The sequence below is a fragment of the Enterococcus sp. genome, assembly GCF_022711995.1.
Classification (GTDB): domain Bacteria; phylum Bacillota; class Bacilli; order Lactobacillales; family Enterococcaceae; genus Enterococcus_D.
In genome coordinates, this window is record NZ_JALAHI010000110.1 from 1 (window position 1) to 20,331 (window position 20,331).

Below are 20,331 nucleotides of genomic sequence, written 5' to 3' on the forward strand. Positions count from 1 at the left end.
ATTCTATTTTTACAATCATTACGGTTATTTTGCTTTTGCTGGGTATTTTTCTGGTAAATTCTATGACGGAAGGGATTTATAAACGAAACCAAGAGAAGCTATCTTTATTAACTTATAGTCTAAAAAATGAGCTTGATCAGGCGCAAACGTTAACGACAGAGATTGGACAAAATCAGCTGATTCAAAAAAGCTTGGAAGAAGCACAAGAGAAAAAACTCTCCGAGATTGAACGCACATTTTTAGCTACGAGTGTGCAGAATGAATTAAATTGGCTTCAAGTCAACAAACTTAGTATCAAAAACACGCTATTGTACGATGCAAATTTTCAACAAATTGCTGGGAACATGATGAATGTGGATGTAAAATATCAAAATGCTTTTGATATGCGGGTGATCAAAGCATTAGGTCTCGAGGACACAGAAGGTGTCTGGCATTTTGAACCTGATATGAGCGAAGCTATGTACGTTCGTCATTTATTTGGTACCCGCGATACTCCTATTAAGCGCAATGGGAGTCTAATTTTATACATTAATTTGTCTTTTGTTCAAGAATTACTGGATTCTAGTGATATTTTTTCTAAAAACGACTTTGTTGTTTTGGAAACAAAAGGTCAAAGTACATCAACAAATGAAAAACTTGCCGAATTAGCCCGCAAGCATGAAAAAAAGGCCGAAAATTTGAATGAGCATTTCAAAGATACCTATGGCTTTCAAACGATTGGCGAAAATCGCTTCTACAAATTAAAAAAAGAATTTCAAGTAGGAAATCAAGAGCTATCCGTCACCTATTACCTTCAAAATCGAGAAATGATTGGGGACGTGATCCAGATCATTATCAGCTATTATTTCGTTGTACTAATAGTATTATTTTTCAGCTTTATTTTTTTCCGTCAATTGACTCGAAGATTGGTTTATCCCATTAATCTTTTAGCCGATAATATGACGAATTTTAGTCAAGAACAAAATTTTAATGAAATCATCAAGCATCTAAATCTCACACGAAAAGACGAAATAGGACAGCTAAATCGGAATTTTGATCGTCTGGTTACGGAGATTCAAGAACTGATTACTAAGGAGTATCAAGCAAAAATTTTATCACAGGAAATGGAATATCGTTTTTTACAAGCGCAGTTAAATCCCCATTTCATGTATAATACCCTGAACTCAATCAATTGGCTGGCTATCAAGAACAAGGATAAAGATACTTCAATGATGGTTACATCACTGGCTATTTTGTTAAGATCAAAACTGAATTTAGAAAAAGACTACCATACTGTCCAGGAGGAAATGGCAATTGTTGAAGCTTATCTCACTATTCAAAAGGTACGTTTTAAATCTAGGCTGATCTTTCATTCTGACATTGATCAGACGACCAATCAATTTCTCCTTCCAAAACTGATTATCCAACCATTAATTGAAAACGCAATCAAATATGGGTTAGAAAAGCAAGAAGAAGCAATTCATATCGAATTAATGATAACAGAACAAGAAGATCAGCTTCAAATCGTCGTTTCGGATGATGGACCGGGTTTCCAGAAGACTTCTTCAGACCATCAATCCACAGGAATCGGCTTGGAAAATATTTCTACTCGTTTAAAGTTGTTGTACCAAGGAGAAGCCAGCTTAACGATTTCATCTGTACCTCATGTCCAAACAGCGATTACGATAAAAATCAATAAAAAAGTCTTAGAAAGAGAGAATTGAGGAAAGCCAATGAATAAGTATCAAGTTTTAGTGGTAGATGATGAAGAAATCAGTGCAGATGGTATTAGTGAGATCATCAGACAAAACTATAGCGGAAGTTTGGAGACCACGACATTATACTCTAGCACACAAGCATTAGCTTATCTGAAAGAGAATCCTGTGGATCTTTTGATTACAGATATCAATATGCCCAAGCTTTCCGGAATCGACCTAATCAAAGAAATCCAAGCGATTGATCCAGAAATTCGTATTGTGATTTTGACTGGTTATGGTTCTTTGACATACGCACAAAAAGCGATGCGCTTTGGTGTGAAACATTTCTTACAAAAGCCAGCTTTTCCTGATCAAATTTTAGAAAGTATTCAAGACGTATTAAAAGAAATTACTGAAAGAGAGCGTCATGAATTATTGAATTTGCGCCATTTAAGTGAACAAATAGTGTTAGGAAAAACAGATTATTCATCCGACAAGTCGCTCTCCCTATGGATGATTTCATCGGCTGATCACCAGCGAATAGGTGAGGCTTTGCGCCATTTTTTTGAAAAAGAAAAGATACCTTATGTGTTAGGAGAAATCAATCCGATCACCCACTATTACTTTTCATCCGAAACAGATGCCTGCAATCTGATTGGGCCGTTTCAAAAAAAAGTTTCTGATGAACATTTTACAATTGTTGTGCTAAAAAATGTTAAATTATCCGAGTTGGCGCATACCTATCAGAAGGGGATTGCTTATATCCAGTGGAATTTTTACTATCCAGATGAAAGGATTGTTATGTTAGACGAGTTTCCACTCTTAGCCACAGAGAACCAGCGAAATAGTAAACGACAATTAGACGGGTTGGAACATATCTTGCAAGAGAAAGACAATGACAAAGCGCTGAGTCAACTAGAGAGCTTTTTCCAAGAAGCAATCAAAGGATTACTACCGGTGAAACTTTTGAAGCAATGGCTATTACAGAAGTTTTCCAAAGTTTTTGTAGAAAATGGCAAAAGCTATTTAGAAATCGCTGATTTTGAAAAAAAACTGCGACAGACTCAGACATTTTTAGAGCTGAAGAGTTTAGTGATGACCCAAATAAAACTTATCAATCAAGCAGATGCATTTGTTTCACCAGCAGAAAAAATTTCTGTCAATCTCAATCGAATCATTGACAACTATTACGCTGAATCAGAATTATCGTTAAAATGGATTTCCCAAAATTTGCTCTTTTTAAATGCCGAACATTTAGGAAGGACCTATTTGAAAGAAACTGGCGAGAAATTCTCCCATCACTTGCAAGCGACAAGAATGCTTAAGGCCAAAGAATTACTTGAAAGTGGGTACAAAGTTTATGAAGTAGCGGATATGACTGGCTACCGAGAGAATCCAGATTACTTTAGTAAATTGTTCAAAAAAACGTATGGTAAAACGCCAAATCAAATTTTGAAACGATCGGAGTAATGAATATTCTGATCGTTTTTTACTAGTTGATTATTGAAAGAGCAATATTTTAAAAAAAAGAGAGAGCGTTTTCTAAAAGTCGATTTTTTACGGGTTGAAGTCGATTTTTTCTCTAATTGTTAGAGAGGCTTCTACGTTAATATAACCGTGTAAGCGATAACAACATCATCTCATGGGAGTCCATAACAAGACATGAGAAATAAAGGAGAGACATAAAATGATCCACAAAAGTGCATTGAAAACAGTAAAAATGGGGTTAGTAGCAGGCTGTGCGCTCATGCTTTTGAGTGCTTGCGGTTCCGGTACAAAAGAAAAATCAAGTGGTGGAAAAGAAGAAATCCGAATCTCGTGGTGGGGAGGCGATTCTCGGAATAAAGCTGTTCAAGAAGCAATTTCAAAATTTGAGGAGAAGAATCCAGACATCAAAGTAAAAGCAGAGTTTGGTGGTTATGGAGGGTATCAAGAAAAAATGACGACCCAATTATCTGGTGGAACGGCGGCTGATGTGATTCGCTTGGATTCCATGTGGATGGACCAATATAAAAATCAACTAGAAGATCTAGGAACTTTATCAAAAGAAATCGGTCTTGATAACTTTTCTGATGATGTATTGGAACCCGTAAAATCCGATGGGAATATCTTAGGATTACCTTTATCCACCAACTACCGTCCATTACTTTATAACAAGACCATTACTGATAAATATGGGATCGAAAAACCAGAATCGTGGGATGATATTCTCGCAATGAGAGATAAATTACCAGAAGATTATTATCCAATGGCTAATTTTTTTGGTGCCAAATATGCATCACCAATCGTATTCTTTTCAATTTTTGCGCAACAAACTGGCAAACCAATATCTGATGAGAATTACAAGTTAAATTACACATTGTCAGACTTTGAAAATATGATTGATTTTTATCATGAATTGGTAGAGAAAAAAATCATGCCTTCAAAAAAAGAGGTGGACAACTCCGGTTCCATCGAGGGGGCTCCAGCTCCAGCTTTATTAGAAGGAAAATGGGTCAGCCTATTTGAGTTTATTGCCAATACGAATACAATAGAAAGTCAATTGAAAGAGCAAGGCTTTGAATTAGCGGTTGCGGGATTCCCTACAATGGCTGGTGAAAAATCAACGGGTGTTTGGACCAAGCCATCAATGGTTTATTCCATTCCAAAGACAAGTAAACACAAAGAAGCAGCAGCAAAATTGATTAATTATCTGATGAATGATCCAGAAGCAAATAAAATCCAGAAATTAGAAAATGGGATTCCCGATAGTAAAGCAGGCAAAGAGGCTCTAGAGAAAGATCAGTTGATTGCGCCAATGGCTCAAGAAATATTGACTTTAGGTCAAGAAAAAGTGGATACAAGTCTTTCAACAATGTTCAAATGGGACACGGCAAAATTGAATGAAGTAACTTTAGATGTTATTACGAAATTGGATTATGGAGAAATCTCTACCAAAGAAGCAGCTAAAGAGTTGTACGAAGCCTTCAAAGAAGAAGGGACTAAATTACAAGGTTAATTTCATCACGTTGGGGTTGGAGCGCAGTAGCACAAATGTTCTACCTAGTATTCAGCCCCAAAGTTTTTCTATTGCAGTGTTCATTATATTAAGGGGTGTTCATTATTATGAAAAAAGATAAATTACTAGGGCTTGTGTATATCACTCCTTGGTTGATTGGCCTTTGCTTTTTTGTTATCTATCCTTTTGCGTCATCTTTGTATTATAGTTTTACTGATTATTCGCTACTCAATGAGCCTACGTTTATTGGATTTACCAACTATCTGAAAATGTTCAAAGACGATCCTACATTCTGGATTTCCTTGAAAGCAACGGTGAAATTTGTTATGTTTACGGTTCCCTTTAAATTAGTTTTTGCACTTTTAATTGCCTACATCATGAATTCAAAACTGAAATTCATTGGTTTTTTTAGGACAGCTTATTATATACCCTCTATTTTAGGAGCGAATGTAGCGATTGCTGTACTATGGCAATTTCTATTTAAAGCAGACGGTTTAGTCAATATGGTATTGAATATGATCGGAATTGGATCGATTGGCTGGTTTTCTAGTGCTGCTGGCTCTATGTTTACGATTGTTCTTCTACGGATCTGGCAATTTGGTTCTGCAATGGTTATCTTTTTGAATGCACTAGCGGAAATTCCACAAGAGCTTTATGAAGCCGCAGCAATTGATGGAGCTTCAAAAACGAGACAATTTTTTTCAGTCACATTGCCGCAATTGTCACCGATCATTTTCTTCAATTTGATTTTACAATTGGTGCAAGCCTTCCAAGAATTTGACGGACCATTTTTAGTGACGGGTGGAGGACCCATGAAACAAACTTATTTGTTGCCTATGTATATTTATGAAAGTGCTTTTAAAACTTTCAACATGGGCTATTCCAGTGCACTATCATGGGTGTTATTCATCATGATCATGGTTTTTACAGCAATTTTATTCAAGACTTCTAAACATTGGGTTTTCTATACGGATGGAGGAAAATAGAGATGGAATTTTCAATGAAAAACAAAGCAGCAAAAAAGAAAACAACTAATCCTAAAAAGAAGTTGATCACGGCATTACGCTATCTTGCACTTGTCTTAGGAGCTTTAGTCATGCTTTATCCAATTCTATGGCTTTTTGGCGCTTCCTTCAAAAGTAATTCTGAAATTTTTCAGTCGATTTGGTTTGTACCGAATCAGTTAGACTTTACACCTTACATTGAAGGTTGGAAGACATCTAGCCAATATACGTTCTTTACTTATTTTATGAATTCCTTCCTGATCGTTATCCCAAAAGTTATTTTGACATTGATTTCCTGTACTTTAGCTGCTTATGGATTCTCACGTTTTGATTTTCCATTGAAGAAAGTATTTTTTCCGATTATGATCGGTACGCTATTTTTACCAGGCATTGTGACAAGAATTCCGTTGTATATCTTTTGGAAAAACTTGAATTTATTGGATTCATATATTCCATTGATTGCAAATTCGGCTTTTGCATGTGATACCTTCTTCGTTTATATGCTTGTCCAATTTTTCCGTAGTGTACCTAAAGAACTTGATGAAGCCGCACGAATGGATGGCTGCAATTCATTCATGACATTGATTCGAGTGCTAGTTCCCATACTGAAACCTTCGTTGATCACTGCAGGTCTTTTCCAATTTATTTGGACGTTTACTGATTTTCAAGGTCCTCTGATTTACATTTCTTCCGTAGAAAAATATCCGGTTTCCCTCGCTTTGCGAATGGCGTTAGATACAACCTCAGCAGATTTTAGTTGGAACAAAAATATTGCCATGTCCATTATCGGGTTGATACCTTCTATTTTGATCTACTTCTCAGCTCAAAAACATTTTATTGGTGGATCGACCGCTGGTGGGGTCAAAGGGTAAAAATACAATTGAAAAAGGTGAAAAATATGAACAATTTTACAATTACAGGTTTTGCAGATGAAATCAGTCCTAACGTATCAAAACAGATCCGAGTTTTAAAACAGAATGACATTCGCCATATCGAGGTACGAGGTCTTGATGGGAAAAATATCAGTGAATTAACTTTGTCAGAGGCCAGAGAATATAAACAACAATTTGAAAAAGCCGGAATTGTAGTATCAAGTATTGGGTCTCCTATTGGAAAAATCAAACTGACAGACGACTTCGCTGAACATTTAGCGCTCTTTAAGCATGTTTTGGAACTGGCGGTTATTTTTGAAAGTCCTTATGTCCGGATGTTCAGCTTCTATATCGATGATCTCGCTAAAGCAGACGACTACCAAAATGAAGTGCTTGAACGATGGCAACAATTTTTAGAAATAGCGAAAGAATATCCACAGATTACATTGCTCCATGAAAATGAAAAAGATATATATGGAGACACACCAGAGCGTTGCTTGCATCTCCTACAGGCATTAAACAGTCCTCAAGTAAAAGCTGCTTTTGATCCTGCAAATTTTGTGCAATGTGATGTAGAAGTCTTCCCCCATGCGTATCACTTGTTGAAAAAGCATATTGCGTATATGCATATCAAAGATGCACGCTATGAAGATCATCGTGTCACACCAGCTGGAAAAGGAGATGGGCAAGTTCAAAACGTTTTGGAAGCATTAGTCGCAGATGGTTTCTCAGGTTTTGCTTCGCTAGAACCGCACTTATCGATTTTTGATGGCTTTGCTGATTTAGAATCAGGTGATTCGATTGCTTCGAATGAAGGAAACGGAGCCAAACTATTTACAGTAGCAAGCGAAGCGTTGAAAACAATTTTGGTTTCTGAAATGGAACAGGAGTGGAAGTAGTATGAAAAATGTACGTATTGGAATTATTGGTGTGGGCAACATTGGTACTTTGCATTTAACTAATATCTTATCCGGCAAAATAGATCATGTCGAACTGGTGGCAGTCTGCGATGTGAATCCAGATAAATTAGCCATTGTTCAGGGGCGTTACGGTGATCAGTTTCGCTATTACTCTACGGATGAGGCAATCTTAAATGATCCGGCCGTCGATGCTATTGTGATTGCTACCCCTCATTATGATCATCCGCTCCTAGCTATTGCAGGTCTAAAAGCAGGCAAACATGTTTTAGTAGAAAAGCCAGCCGGTGTCTATACGAAAAAAGTTCGTGAAATGATTGAAGAATCAAAAAAACATCCAGAATTAACGTTAGCATTGATGTACAATCAGCGCATGAATCCAATCTATCAAAAAGCAAGAGAATTAGTAGGCAGTGGTCAGATTGGCGAGTTGCGCCGTACCAACTGGATTATCACGAATTGGTATCGCTCGCAGAGCTATTATGATTCTAGTAATTGGCGTGCGACTTGGAAAGGTGAAGGGGGAGGTGTTTTACTGAATCAAGATCCCCATCAATTGGATTTGTGGCAATGGATCTGTGGCATGCCTCAAAGAATATTTGCGTTCACGTATAACGGCAAACGGAGAAATGTAGAAGTTGAAACAGAAGTCACTGCCTATGTTGAATACCCCAATGGTGCAACCGGGGTCTTCGTTACTACAACAACAGAGACACCTGGAACAAATCGTTTTGAAATCGTTGGTTCTCAAGGAAAGATTGTCATTGAAGAAGATCAATTAAAATTTTGGCGTACCACTGTGGATGAGACAGAATGGAATGCTACTTACTCAGGAGGTTTCGGAGAGCCTGAAGTTTGGGAAATCAAGGTGCCAGTGACTTTTGATGGAGAAAACGGCCATTGGAAAGTCACACAAAATTTTATCAATAACATTTTATTTGATGAAACACTCCTTTCTCCTGCTCAAGATGGCATATTCGGTTTGAGTATTTCTAATGCGATTCATTTATCCTCATGGCAAGAGCGGTGGGTTGATCTGCCGATTGACGAAGAACTTTTCTTAGAAGAATTAACGAAGCGAATCGATGCATCAGAAATAAAACTAGGCGAAGAAAAAGTATTAGATACCAGAAATACTTATTAATGAAAGAAGGCAATGGGTATGGTTCGGTTTGGAATAATTGGTTGTGGTGCTATTCATCACACACACTTAGAAGCGATACGATCAGCGGGTGGCGTCATAAGCGCTTGTTGTGATAATGATGAGGAGAAAGCCAGAAAAACTGCTCGTTCAGAAGGATGCTCCTATTATACAAACTATAAGATGTTGATAGCTGATCAGACAGTGGATGTAGTTGTGATTTTGACACCTCATTATTTGCATAAAGAGATGAGTCTCGCAGCATTAAATGGACATAAACATGTTTTGTGTGAGAAACCAATGGCTACAACAGTGGCAGATGCCGAAGAAATAATGGCCGCTGCTGCTAAGACAGATAAATATTACCATGTTTGTTACCAAAACCGATTTAATCCTTCTTTTTTAGCAATGGAACAACTCATCAGTCAGGATTTGGGAGAACTACAGGGGGTAAAAGCGGAAGTTTCATGGAATCGAGAGGCCGCTTACTACGCAGATTCGTCTTGGAAAGGCACTTGGGAAAAAGAAGGTGGCGGTGTATTGATCAATCAAGCAATCCATACGATTGATGCCGTTTGTCGCTTTGCCGGTGTTCCCCAAAAGATCAAAGGAAAAATCATGACTTCATTGCTTGAAGGGCTGATTGAAGTAGAAGATGCTGCTATTGGAACCGGTCTGATTAATGAAGAAACAAAATTTGTTCTTTATGCTTCAAATAATTACGCAAAGGATGCCTCTCCAAGGATCACTTTTGATTATACGGCTGGTCAGGTAGTTCTTACGAATGAAGCATTGTGGTTTAACAATTGTGCGATGCCACTAGAACATTTTGAGCGTTCAACAGTCGCCAAAGAATATTGGGGAAATGGGCATTTAGCTGTCTACCAAGCGCTAATGCTGCGACTGCAAGGGATCGAAAATCACCAAACAAAATTATTGGCCATAACGGATGCTTTTGACTCATTACAAGTAGTTTGTGGTCTTTATGAATCAAATAAAAAAAATGAATGGGTAGACTTACGAGCACCTGTTGAATACGAGAGGTAAGAAAATGAGAAGAACAGAGTATCCCCGTCCGCAATTTGTTCGTCAGAATTGGCTCAACTTGAATGGCACTTGGGGTTTTGAATTTGACGATGACAATCAGGGCAAGCAAGAGAAATGGTTTCTGAGAGAAGCACTTTCTAATGAGATTCAAGTTCCTTTTGTTTATCAAACAGAAGAAAGTGGAATCAATGATCGCTCCATACATGAAATTGTTTGGTATAAACGTGAAGTTGATCTGACTCCCAAACCAGCGAAAAGATATTTGCTACATTTTGGTGCGGTAGATTATTTAACGGATGTTTACGTCAATGGGCAGCTAGTTTTCACCCATGAAGGGGGACACACGTCCTTTGAAGTAGATATTACTGAAGCGATGGACAACGATACGACGCAGAATATCACTGTGCGGGTCTTTGATCCTCACCAAGATGAAACTATTTTACGGGGCAAACAAACCTGGGAAGAAGAAAGTCGCTCGATCTGGTATACAAATTCCACTGGGATTTGGCAAACGGTTTGGATCGAGGAAGTTCACGAAATATATTTGCAGGACCTGAAGCTAACACCACTCTTTGATGCCAATAAAATTCACATCGAAGCCTCAATCAATAGACAATGGCCAAATCTCAAACTAGGTTATCAAATAACTTATAAAAATGAATTTGTTGGAACTGGGGAAGTAAAGATGGAGAATGCTGCGATTGATTTTGCTGTTGATGTCATTGGCGGGAAGATTTTTAATCAAAACTTTCACGGGGAAGGTCGATCTTGGACACCGGAAACCCCTAATCTTTATGATTTGAACTTGTTTTTATATCAGGATGAACGGGTAATTGATCATGTGAGTAGCTATTTTGGTATGCGAAAAATCCATGTAGGGAATGGTATGGTCTATTTGAATAATAAACCCTACTATCAAAAACTCGTGTTGGATCAAGGATATTGGGCAGAAAGCTTATTGACTGCTCCATCAGATGAAGCCTTTGTGCAAGATATCCAATTAGCAAAGGAAATGGGCTTCAATGGCTGTCGAAAGCACCAGAAAACAGAAGATCCGCGATTCTTGTATCATGCAGATCGGTTGGGTTATCTCGTATGGGGAGAAGCAGCGTCTCCAGCATGGTATAGTAAACAAATGGTTGATCGATCACTAAAAGAGTGGGGAGAAATTGTCGCTCGTGATTACAATCATCCGAGTATCGTGACGTGGGTTCCAGTAAATGAGAGCTGGGGAGTGCCGGCGATTCAGCGAGATCGTCAACAGCAACATTTTTCGCAAACAATGTACCATTATCTCCATTCAGTGGACACTACTCGTTTAGTGATCTCAAATGATGGATGGTCTATGACGGAAACAGATATTTGTGCGATCCATAATTATGCCCATGGAACAGAAGAAGAAGAGAAAAAGTATAACTATTTTGTAGAAACATTAAATAGCAAAGAAACGATCTTATCTCATTTATCGGCACCATGGAGTATTTATGCAGAAGGATTTCATCACCAAGGCGAGCCAATCTTATTGACTGAGTTTGGCGGAATTGGCTATGATGTTTCTGGTCAGCCAGGATGGGGATATACTTCAGTAAAAGATGAAGCAACCTTTCTAAAAGAGTATAAACGAATCATGGATGCAGTTAGTCAGTCACAAATTTTGTGGGGATATTGTTATACACAATTGACGGATGTGGAACAGGAAATCAATGGACTATTGACCTATGACCGTCTCCCTAAATGCGAGTTAACAGAAATCAAAAAAATCAATCAGCAATTTCATCTACCCGTAATTTCCTGTTAATGGGAAAGGAAGCCAAAAACTCAAATTCTTGAGCAGAACTCTTGCTCTGACAGAATAACAACAAGCTCTCGAAGAAGAATGGTTTCAGAACTTCTTACGACTAGCCCTCACACCCTCAAAAATAAAAACATCTGAACAAGACAGGCTGCTAATTACCTAGTGAATAGGCAGTTGCTGACTTTGATTCTTCAAGAGTCAGGGGAGGCGTCTCGTTCGGATGTTTTTTAGTGTGTGGTTAAGTTTCGGATAGGTCAAGTATCGGATTGCTTTTTTCTTTACAAAGTGCGAATGCTTTCGGTAGGTGGAAAGCGAAGAATTTCGACCTCCATTGGTGCAAGGGTCAGCTCATGAAGGTCTTTTTTAGAGAGTAACGCGTTGCCTTCCATGAGAAATTTTGCTTGCTGTGGCTCATTTGTGTGATTTAGTAGAAACAAGAATGTCTGGGTTGGTCCTTGTCGGACAGTGACAGACAACTCGCTGGCTTCTTGTAAATAGGCATCAGCGGCTTTTGTTAGTTTCGTTTCCCCAATGATTTCCTTTAATAAAGTCAACAGTCCTTGTTGGTCTAACTCGGTTCCTAAATAATAAGCCAGTCCTTTGCCAAACCGATGTTTAGTGATAGCTGGTGAATCTTTAAGAAAATCACTTGTGAAGGTAGCCAGTGGGGTAGCGCCTTGTAAATGGATCACTTCTTCCCACTGACGATTTTCATAAGATTCTTTTTTGAATTGCACTTGTCGGCAGATTTCCGGTTTTAAAGGATGAAATTCTTCGACTGTGATTCCCAATACTTCTTTAAAAAGTCCTGGATAGCCGCCAAGATAGACTTGATCGTTTTCGTTGACGATGCCACTAAAGAAGTTGGTTAAGAAGGTGCCGCCGTTGGCAACAAATTCTTTGACCTTGTTGCCGAATTCCTCTGAAGCGGCATACAAATTATGAGCAATCACCAGAGGATAATTCTCGAGTGATTCTGAAGGATGAATGAAATCGACAGTGATATTTAACCTTCTTAGAGCGGCATAGAGTGCGCGCATTTGATGGATATAGCGGATATTCGCATTGGGCTTAGCATCTAGTTCAAGTGCCCACCAATTTTCCCAATCAAAGACAATCGCCACATCGGCAACAAATTGGCTGCCAACGATGTCGCTCAATTGGTTTAATTCATTTCCTAGAGCCGTACATTCTTTAAAGGTACGACTTGCGTGGGGATCACCATGAGGGACCATTGCACTGTGGAATTTCTCCGCTCCTCCTTGTGATTGGCGCCATTGAAAGAACATGATGCCATCGGCTCCATGGGCGAGTGCTTCATAGCTCCATAAGCGCATTTGACCCGGTTTTTTGGCCCCATTCACTTGGCGCCAGTTGACTGCACTAGGGGCTTGCTCCATAATCAAAAAAGGTTTCTTTTTTAGACTGCGCATGAGATCATTGGCTAAAAATTGGGGATAAGGCAGGGACTCAAAGGGGTTGGGATAGGCATTCCAACTAACGACGTCCATTTCTTTCGCCCACTTGAAGCCATCGACATACTTATGCAAGCCCATCAAATTTGTCATGAATGGGATGTTTGTCGAGAATGTTTGAATTGCCTTTTTCTCGATCTGATAAATTTCCAGATTCATATCAGAAATGAAACGGCGGTAATCCAGCTGTTGACAAGGATTTTTAAAAGTCGGCATTTCTTCTGGCAAGAAAATCTCGTCCCATTCTTGATAGCTTTGACTCCAAAACTTAGTGGACCAAGCTGTATTCAATGTTTCAATTGTTTGGTATTTTTTTTCTAGCCAATTTTGGAAACTGGCACGACAGTTCGGGCAATAACATTCATGGATGTGACAAGTATATTCATTATTGATATGCCACATCACAACCCCCGGATGTTGGCTGTATCGTTTGGCAACAGCTTCACTGAGCCGACGGGCATAATCCCGATAAATCGGTGAAGTCGGGCAATAGTGCTGCCGGGAACCGTGAACGAGTCGATTGCCATGAATGGTCATCGGCATCATCTCTGGGTATTTTTTGACTAACCATGCTGGGGGCGAAGCCGTCCCATTGGCTAAATCGATAGCAATATCGTTTTCATAAAGAAGATCCATCAGCCAATCTAAAAAGGCAAAATCAAAGGTCGATTCGTTTGGTTGGATATTCACCCAACCAAAGATATTGATACTGACATAATTGACGCCAGCTTCTTTCATTAATCGCATATCTTCTTGGATGGTTTCTTTCGACCACTGTTCTGGGTTGTAGTCAGCTCCATAATAGAGGTGTTTTTGGGCGAGCATTGATTCATCTTCCTTTCTTATTTTGTCTTTATCATAGCAAAAAAAACAATCCTTGAAAGCGGTGACAAATAGATCCTTGAAATATTGCAAATATCGATAAAATGTTCAAATGGATCCACCGATAGAAAACCAAATATTTGCTGTTTTTTTATTTTCAATCTACAATTATTTATAATTGCTATCAATGGTTTTTTAGTTAATATACAATTTAATGAACGTTCTTTTATATTTATACGTCTTTATGCAGTAGAAATCAAAGGATCGCTCGAAATGAGAGAAAGGAAATTACTATGTCGAAAGCTATGGAAATATTCTCAGAGATTGCGCCGTTAAAACGGGTGATGCTCCATCGCCCTGGAAGAGAACTGGAGAACTTGATGCCGGACTATTTAGAAGACTTATTGTTTGATGATATTCCGTTTTTGGCTCAGGCTCAGCGAGAACATGACTATTTTGCCCAAGTCTTAAAAGATCATGGCTGTGAAGTAGTTTATTTAGAAGATCTAGCAGCTGAAACAGTGCGGCTTTCAGGATGTAAAGAAGCTTTTTTGAATGATTTTTTGCAGGAGACTAAGATGGATCAAGAAGTGCGAAATGAAGTCAGAGACTATTTTCTTTCTATTAAAGATGAAAGAGCCTTTATTGATCAAACGATGGCTGGGGTAACGAAACAAGATCTTTCCTTGCCAAAGAACGCCTCTGGATCGAAGCAAGATTATCCATTTATCATTGACCCAATGCCGAATCTTTATTTTACTAGAGATCCTTTTGCTGTGGTTGGCCATAGTGTTTCGCTTAACCGGATGTTTTCGGCGACTCGTCGAAGAGAGACACTTTATGGACAGTATATTTTTAAGCATCATCCACAGTTCAGCCAGCCACCGGTCAATTTTTTGTATGATCGAGAAGACCCAGCCCGAATTGAAGGCGGCGATCAACTTGTTTTATCAAAGAATGTGTTAGCGATTGGCATTTCGCAGCGGACAGAAATGCCCGCCATTGAAAAGATTGCGGAAACGATTTTCTCGAAGGAACCCTCATTTGACTACGTTTTGGCTTTTGATATTGGTTCTGAACGGAAGTTTATGCACCTCGATACGGTCTTTACCATGATTGATAAAGATAAATTTACGATTCACCCTGAAATCGAAGGAGAACTGACGCTATTTTCAATTACAAAGCAAGGTCAAGGGGTCAAAATAGTAGAAGAAAAAGAGTCGCTAGACCGTATCTTATGCCGTTATTTGGATTTACCTGCCGTCCAGCTGATTCGTTGTGGCGGGGATGACATCACGGCGGCTGCCAGAGAACAATGGAATGATGGCTCAAACACATTAGCCATCGCTCCTGGTGAAGTGATTGTCTATGATCGAAATACGGTCACGAATCAACTTTTAAAAGAGGCTGGCATTAAATTACATCAAATTCCTGGTAGTGAACTGGTAAGAGGACGTGGCGGCCCACGTTGTATGAGCATGCCTTTTGTTCGTTCAACTGAATAACTCGCTGAATTGCTATGTTTTTTTATTTAAAAAAAGCAGCACATGTTTAAAATAGGTTGGTTAAAAAAGATGAGAGAGAAGTCGTTTTCTTTCATCTTTTTTTTATTTCATTAAAAAACCCCCATTTATTATGAAAGGGATTACTTTTCGTGAAATCGTGCAAAAAAAATAAACTTTATATGAAAAAATTATAAAAAAACAGATGAAACCTTGTTATGATATTAAATATATGTTACGGTTATATTAGTGACGCGGGTAAGTGTATGTTCTTTGCACTTATTAAATTTTAACACCATACGAACAGCGATCGCTTGATTCGTAATGGTTTTTTTTCGCGAAAAAAAGGTAGAAAGTAGGTGAAAGCATGTCGGTAGATGCCATTCGTTTACTGCAAGAAGCAGAAGAATTTGCGGAACAAAAAATCACGAAAGCTGATGCTGAAAAAAAACAATTGATGGATGAAAGTCAATCAAGAATTTCAGCATTTCAGAAAGAATTGGTTCAAAAAGAGCGTGAAGCCCAACGAATGATCGAAGAAAAAGTTGCAACGGAATTTGAGCAATCAAAGCAACCTCTTATAGAAAAGACCAAAGAGGAAGTAGATACATTGCGTATGATTTCAGCAGAGTTGAAAGAACAAGCATTGGCAATAATAATAAATAAGGTTGTGACATAGATGGCGATTGCAAAAATGCAAAAATTCAGCCTGTTGACCTTTTACGAACAAAAAGATGCTGTTTTACAACAGTTGCAAGACTTTCAAGGTGTCGAATTGCTTTCTTCTGAAAAATACTATGAGTCAGAAGAAACCGTAGGAGTTTTAACACCTGTTCGTGATGAACAGAAACAGACTGAAGAAGTAGAAAACCAATTTGATCAAGTCAATTGGGGTCTGCAATTATTAGAGGAATATGTTCCTAAAAAAGGAATGCTGGAAAAACTTCGGCAACCAATCAAGCGCTACACACTTCAAGAATTGGCGCAAGCTGCTCATACTTATCCTTGGCAAGAAGTTTGTCAAACACTTCGAAAACAAGACAAACGTCTGCGATTGATTGAACAAGAAAAACGTGAACTTTTGGCGCATGAGGCCGAACTGAATAAATGGAAGTACTTTGAAGCTCGCCCTCAGATTTTGCAGGAATTTAAAAAATCAGGCGGGATGTTAGGTTCGCTCCCAAATTCAGAATTTGCGACTTTCACAAAGGGGTGTGAGACGCTACCCCTTGTTTATTTTGAAACAGTTTATCAATCACAAACGACTACATACTTATTCGTTCTTTTCCATAAAGATGTTAAAGATAAAGTAAGTTCCCTTTTGAAAAAGACTGCTTTCGAGCAGTATACCTATCCTTATTCAGGTCAACCCAAAGATGACCTGCAACATGTACAAGAAGAATCCCAAAAATTGATTGAAGAAGAAAAAGCAATCAAACAATCGTTACAAGCGATGACTAACGAGCAAGAACAGCTGCAGTTAGTAGCCGAATATTTAGATGGTGCGATCAAACGAGCGCAGAGCAATGAAAAACTGCTTCGTTCTGCTCATGCAGTGTCAATTTCAGGCTGGATCCCTGTGGAGCGAGCAGGCGAACTAGAAAAAAGGATCCAAGCGATTAGTAAAGAGGATTTTTATCTCGAATACCAACAAGTGAAAGAACAGGAAATCGCCGATGTGCCGATTTTGTTAAATAATTCACGTTGGGTACAACCCTTTGAAGGGCTAGTCCGAATGTACAGTTTGCCTCAGTATGATGAACTGGATCCAACTCCGTTTATGGCTCCTTTTTATATGGTCGCTTTTGGAATGATGGTCGCCGATTTTGGTTATGGATTATTACTATTTTTGGCTACACTCTTTGCCAAAAAATTCTTCCATTTAAATAAAGGGTTAGAACAAAATTTGACATTGTTTCAGCTTTGTTCGATTCCGACGATTATTTGGGGCTTGATTTACGGCAACTTCTTTGGTTTTGAGTTTTCGTTTCAATTGTTGTCTGCACAAGAAGATGTCAATCAAATTTTAGTTCTATCGATTATTTTTGGGTATATCCAAATCATGTTCGGATTAGTGTTGAAATTTTACATTCTTTGGAAACGCAAAGACCAGAAATTGCAAGCTGTTTTCCAAGCAGGCTCTTGGATGGCCTTTTTGATCAGTGTCGTTTTGTTGGCAGCAGGAATGTTGCTCCTGCCTGAATCTCCATTGCAAACCATTGGCTTTATCATGATCATTGCCAGTTTGGTTGCGATTGTTTTCGGGGGCAGCTTAGAAAGCAAAACGTTATCTGGAAAAATCGGTTCAGGATTATATGGCTTAATGGATGTTACCAACTATGTGGGAGATATGATTAGTTTCACACGACTGATGGCATTAGGTGTTGCCGGAGGCAGTATCGCTTCTGCATTCAATTTAATTATCAGTTATTTACCAATCGCTGCGCGGTTTACTGTAGGTATTTTACTTTTTGTGGCGCTTCATGCCCTCAATATCTTTTTAAGCTACTTAAGTGCGTATGTACATGGTATTCGTTTACAGTATTTAGAATATTTCGGAAAATTTTTCACCGGAGGCGGTCGCGCATTTGCCCCGTTTAAATCCAACGAAAAATATGTAGAAGTTATCTCAGAAGAGGAAATGCAGGAGGAAAAGAATGGAAAATTGGATTAGTTTCTTTTATGAAAATGGCGGATTAGTTTTTGCCGCATTAGGTGTAGCTACAGCAACAATTTGTGGAGGAATCGGCTCAACCATCGGTGTCGGAATGACCAGTGAGGCCGCAGCAGGACTGACGGCAGAACAACCAGAAAAATTTGGACAAGCCTTGATCTTGGAACTTTTGTCGAGTACACAGGGGTTATATGGGTTTGTTATCTCTTTCATGATTTTTGGACAAATGAGCGGAACGATTTCCCTTGATAGAGGAATGTACTTATTCATCGCTTCTTTACCTATTGCGTTGACAGCAATCGTTGCCGGAAGATGGCAAGGACGTGCGGCAAGTGCGGCGATGCAAATTTTGGCTAAGAAACCAGAACATGTGACAAAAGGAATCATTTATGTAGCGATGATGGAAACATATTGTATTTTAGGTTTCGTTATTTCCTTCTTGCTAGTCTTGAATTAAGAGGAGGAGAAAGATGTCTGATATTACGCGATTAACCGAAAAAATCACAGCAGATGCTGAAAAGAAGTATCAGTTGGTCCTTAATGATGCCCAAGCAGAAATTGAAAAACAAGAACGGCTGAAACGTTCTCAACTAGAAGAACAGTTAGCGGATCGTTTGTCTCAATTTGAAAAAGAAAAACGTGCAGAAATGTATTTGCAAATCTCAGATATTCATATTCAATCTCGCAACAAAGTACTTGCTGCAAAACAAGCAGTATTAGATGAATTATTTCAAGAAGCTCTTTCGCGCTTGAACCAAATGGAGGCGGGTGATTTTCAAGCATTTGTCACCAAAGGCTTACAAGAAGCGCAGTTCACTGGTGAAGTGGAATTAGTATTAGGAGAAAAAAGTGCGCATTTACTGACAGAGGATGCTTTGAAAGAGATTCAACAAGCGGTTCCAACCTGTCAGTTGTCACTGGCACAGCAAGTGTTGCCACGCAAAGGCGGCTTTTTACTGCGACAAGGGGACATTGAGTTGAACTTTACGTTTGATGCCTTGTTAGATGCCAGTAAAGAAGCATTAAGTCTTACATTACTGCAATTGATTTTTGAGTAAGCGGGTGTAAAAAATGGAAGATATCAAATACAGTACGCTGAATACACGGATACGAACGTATGAAGCGGAATTGATCAGTCGCAGCCGCTATGAACGTATGCTTTCTGCCAACAGTGCGGAAGAAGTTTATGCGCTTTTACGAGAAACGGTTTATGGTGATTTTATCAATGAAGAAGACCGGGTCCATGATTTTGAACATGTCTTGATCGCAGAATTAAAGCGAGTCTATGAGAACTTGTATCAATTGACCCCAGACCCTTCGATCGTCGATTATTTTGCTCTTCGTTACGATTACCAAAACTTAAAAGTATTGGTGAAAGCAAAATTTATGGAAGCGGATTTCTCCGAATTCCTAGTACCCATCGGAACCATGCCGTTAAGTAATTTAAAAGAGTTAGTCTATACGAGAAAAAGTGAAATTGCTGAGCCGCCGATGATTGCTTGTATCGATGAAGTATTTTCTTATATCGAAAATTATCATGAGATTCAATCCATCGATATCATTTTTGATAATCATTTTTGGGAGCATCTTTGGTCGATTGGAAAACGGTACGATGATGTCTTTTTGCAAGGCATCATTCAGCGACAAGTTGATATTTTTAATATTTCAACTGCGCTGCGTTGTTTCGCTATGAACCGTCATCGGGGATTTATCAGTGCTGTTTTAGCAGATAATGGCACACTCCCAGCAAAAGAATTGTTGGAAGCCATCACGACCTCACTGGAAGTTTTTGTACAGTATTTACAAAATACACCCTACAAAGAATTGATCAATCATAGCTATGACGAATTGGTTGAGAAAAAGACCCTCAATACATTTGATCTTAGAAAAGACAACTTTCTGATGGGAAAATTGAAAGAACAAAAAATCGTTCCATTCGGTCCATCTGCGATGATTGGTTACTTGTATGCCAAAGAAATCGAAAGTAAAAATTTACGGATTATTTTAATTGGTAAAATCAACAAGGTGCCGGAAGAAACACTGAGAAGTCGGGTGCGTGATACGTATGAATAAAAAAATAGCAATGATGGGTGGCAAAAACTCAATTTTGCCCTTTAAAGGTTTAGGGATCGATATTTATCCGGTAGCCGATCTTGAAGAAGCCGGGCAACAGCTACAGGAAATGGCGGAGGATTACGGTGTGATTTTTTTGACCGAGCGGCTAATTGAACAATTGGAACCGATTGTTCGTCGTTATGAGGAATTACCCACACCAGCGATCATCCCAATTCCTAGTAGTACAGGTAGTCTAGGGATTGGCATGGCACGGATCCAGCAGAATGTCGAGAAAGCTGTTGGAATGAACATATTAGATTCGTAAAAGAGAAGTACGGCAACTAGGAGGAATG

At 38.8% G+C, this 20,331-nt stretch carries 17 protein-coding genes; 16 read left to right on the top strand and 1 reads right to left on the bottom strand.

Annotation, left to right across the window (positions count from 1 at the left end; translation table 11 throughout):
- From Q0A12_RS10695 to Q0A12_RS10735, 9 genes are all read left to right on the top strand, one after another.
- A partial coding sequence (locus Q0A12_RS10695; protein ID WP_291292635.1) for a histidine kinase occupies positions 1–1,703 on the top strand: 1,703 nt, incomplete at its 5' end.
- Between the two features lie 9 nt (positions 1,704–1,712).
- A complete protein-coding gene (locus Q0A12_RS10700; RefSeq protein WP_291292636.1) occupies positions 1,713–3,146 on the top strand; it encodes a response regulator in 1,434 nt (477 codons plus the stop codon).
- Positions 3,147–3,363: 217 nt separating this feature from the next.
- Entirely contained in the window at positions 3,364–4,674 is a 1,311-nt protein-coding gene (locus Q0A12_RS10705) for an extracellular solute-binding protein (protein WP_176333446.1), read from the top strand.
- Positions 4,675–4,781: 107 nt separating this feature from the next.
- Positions 4,782–5,660, top strand: a complete 879-nt coding sequence (locus Q0A12_RS10710; RefSeq protein ID WP_291292637.1) for a sugar ABC transporter permease — start codon at positions 4,782–4,784, stop codon at positions 5,658–5,660.
- Positions 5,661–5,662: 2 nt separating this feature from the next.
- Entirely contained in the window at positions 5,663–6,550 is an 888-nt protein-coding gene (locus tag Q0A12_RS10715; protein ID WP_291292638.1) for a carbohydrate ABC transporter permease, read from the top strand.
- A 26-nt stretch (positions 6,551–6,576) separates the two neighbouring features.
- Complete coding sequence (locus Q0A12_RS10720) at positions 6,577–7,449, top strand: TIM barrel protein (protein ID WP_291292639.1); 873 nt, start codon at positions 6,577–6,579, stop codon at positions 7,447–7,449.
- A 1-nt stretch (position 7,450) separates the two neighbouring features.
- Positions 7,451–8,611, top strand: a complete 1,161-nt coding sequence (locus tag Q0A12_RS10725) for a Gfo/Idh/MocA family oxidoreductase (RefSeq protein ID WP_176333442.1) — start codon at positions 7,451–7,453, stop codon at positions 8,609–8,611.
- A gap of 18 nt (positions 8,612–8,629) precedes the next feature.
- Positions 8,630–9,655, top strand: coding sequence for a Gfo/Idh/MocA family oxidoreductase (locus tag Q0A12_RS10730; RefSeq protein WP_291292640.1), 1,026 nt, complete (start codon positions 8,630–8,632; stop codon positions 9,653–9,655).
- Between the two features lie 4 nt (positions 9,656–9,659).
- On the top strand, positions 9,660–11,453 hold the full coding sequence (locus Q0A12_RS10735) for a glycoside hydrolase family 2 TIM barrel-domain containing protein (protein ID WP_291292641.1): 1,794 nt from the start codon (positions 9,660–9,662) through the stop codon (positions 11,451–11,453).
- Between the two features lie 275 nt (positions 11,454–11,728).
- Here Q0A12_RS10735 and Q0A12_RS10740 read toward each other — a convergent pair whose 3' ends face one another.
- Entirely contained in the window at positions 11,729–13,750 is a 2,022-nt protein-coding gene (locus tag Q0A12_RS10740; protein ID WP_291292642.1) for a beta-galactosidase, read from the bottom strand.
- Positions 13,751–14,040: 290 nt separating this feature from the next.
- Between Q0A12_RS10740 and arcA the strand changes: the two genes are divergently transcribed.
- From arcA to Q0A12_RS10775, 7 genes are all read left to right on the top strand, one after another.
- A complete protein-coding gene (gene arcA, locus Q0A12_RS10745; RefSeq protein WP_291292643.1) occupies positions 14,041–15,252 on the top strand; it encodes an arginine deiminase in 1,212 nt (403 codons plus the stop codon).
- 364 nt (positions 15,253–15,616) lie between these two features.
- Positions 15,617–15,928, top strand: a complete 312-nt coding sequence (locus tag Q0A12_RS10750; protein WP_291292644.1) for a hypothetical protein — start codon at positions 15,617–15,619, stop codon at positions 15,926–15,928.
- A complete protein-coding gene (locus Q0A12_RS10755; protein ID WP_291292645.1) occupies positions 15,929–17,923 on the top strand; it encodes a V-type ATP synthase subunit I in 1,995 nt (664 codons plus the stop codon).
- Positions 17,907–18,380 carry a V-type ATP synthase subunit K gene (locus Q0A12_RS10760; RefSeq protein ID WP_003126765.1) on the top strand — a complete coding sequence of 158 codons (474 nt, stop codon included), beginning with the start codon at positions 17,907–17,909 and terminating at the stop codon, positions 18,378–18,380. Before Q0A12_RS10755 ends, Q0A12_RS10760 begins: the two co-directional genes overlap by 17 nt.
- Positions 18,381–18,393: 13 nt before the next feature.
- Positions 18,394–18,981, top strand: a complete 588-nt coding sequence (locus tag Q0A12_RS10765) for a V-type ATP synthase subunit E (protein WP_291292646.1) — start codon at positions 18,394–18,396, stop codon at positions 18,979–18,981.
- A gap of 13 nt (positions 18,982–18,994) precedes the next feature.
- Positions 18,995–19,996 (top strand): V-type ATP synthase subunit C, encoded by a 1,002-nt coding sequence (locus tag Q0A12_RS10770; RefSeq protein ID WP_291292647.1) that lies wholly within the window; start codon positions 18,995–18,997, stop codon positions 19,994–19,996.
- Complete coding sequence (locus tag Q0A12_RS10775) at positions 19,989–20,303, top strand: V-type ATP synthase subunit F (RefSeq protein ID WP_291292648.1); 315 nt, start codon at positions 19,989–19,991, stop codon at positions 20,301–20,303. The genes Q0A12_RS10770 and Q0A12_RS10775 overlap by 8 nt, the downstream gene beginning before the upstream one ends.
- Positions 20,304–20,331: the final 28 nt, after the last annotated feature.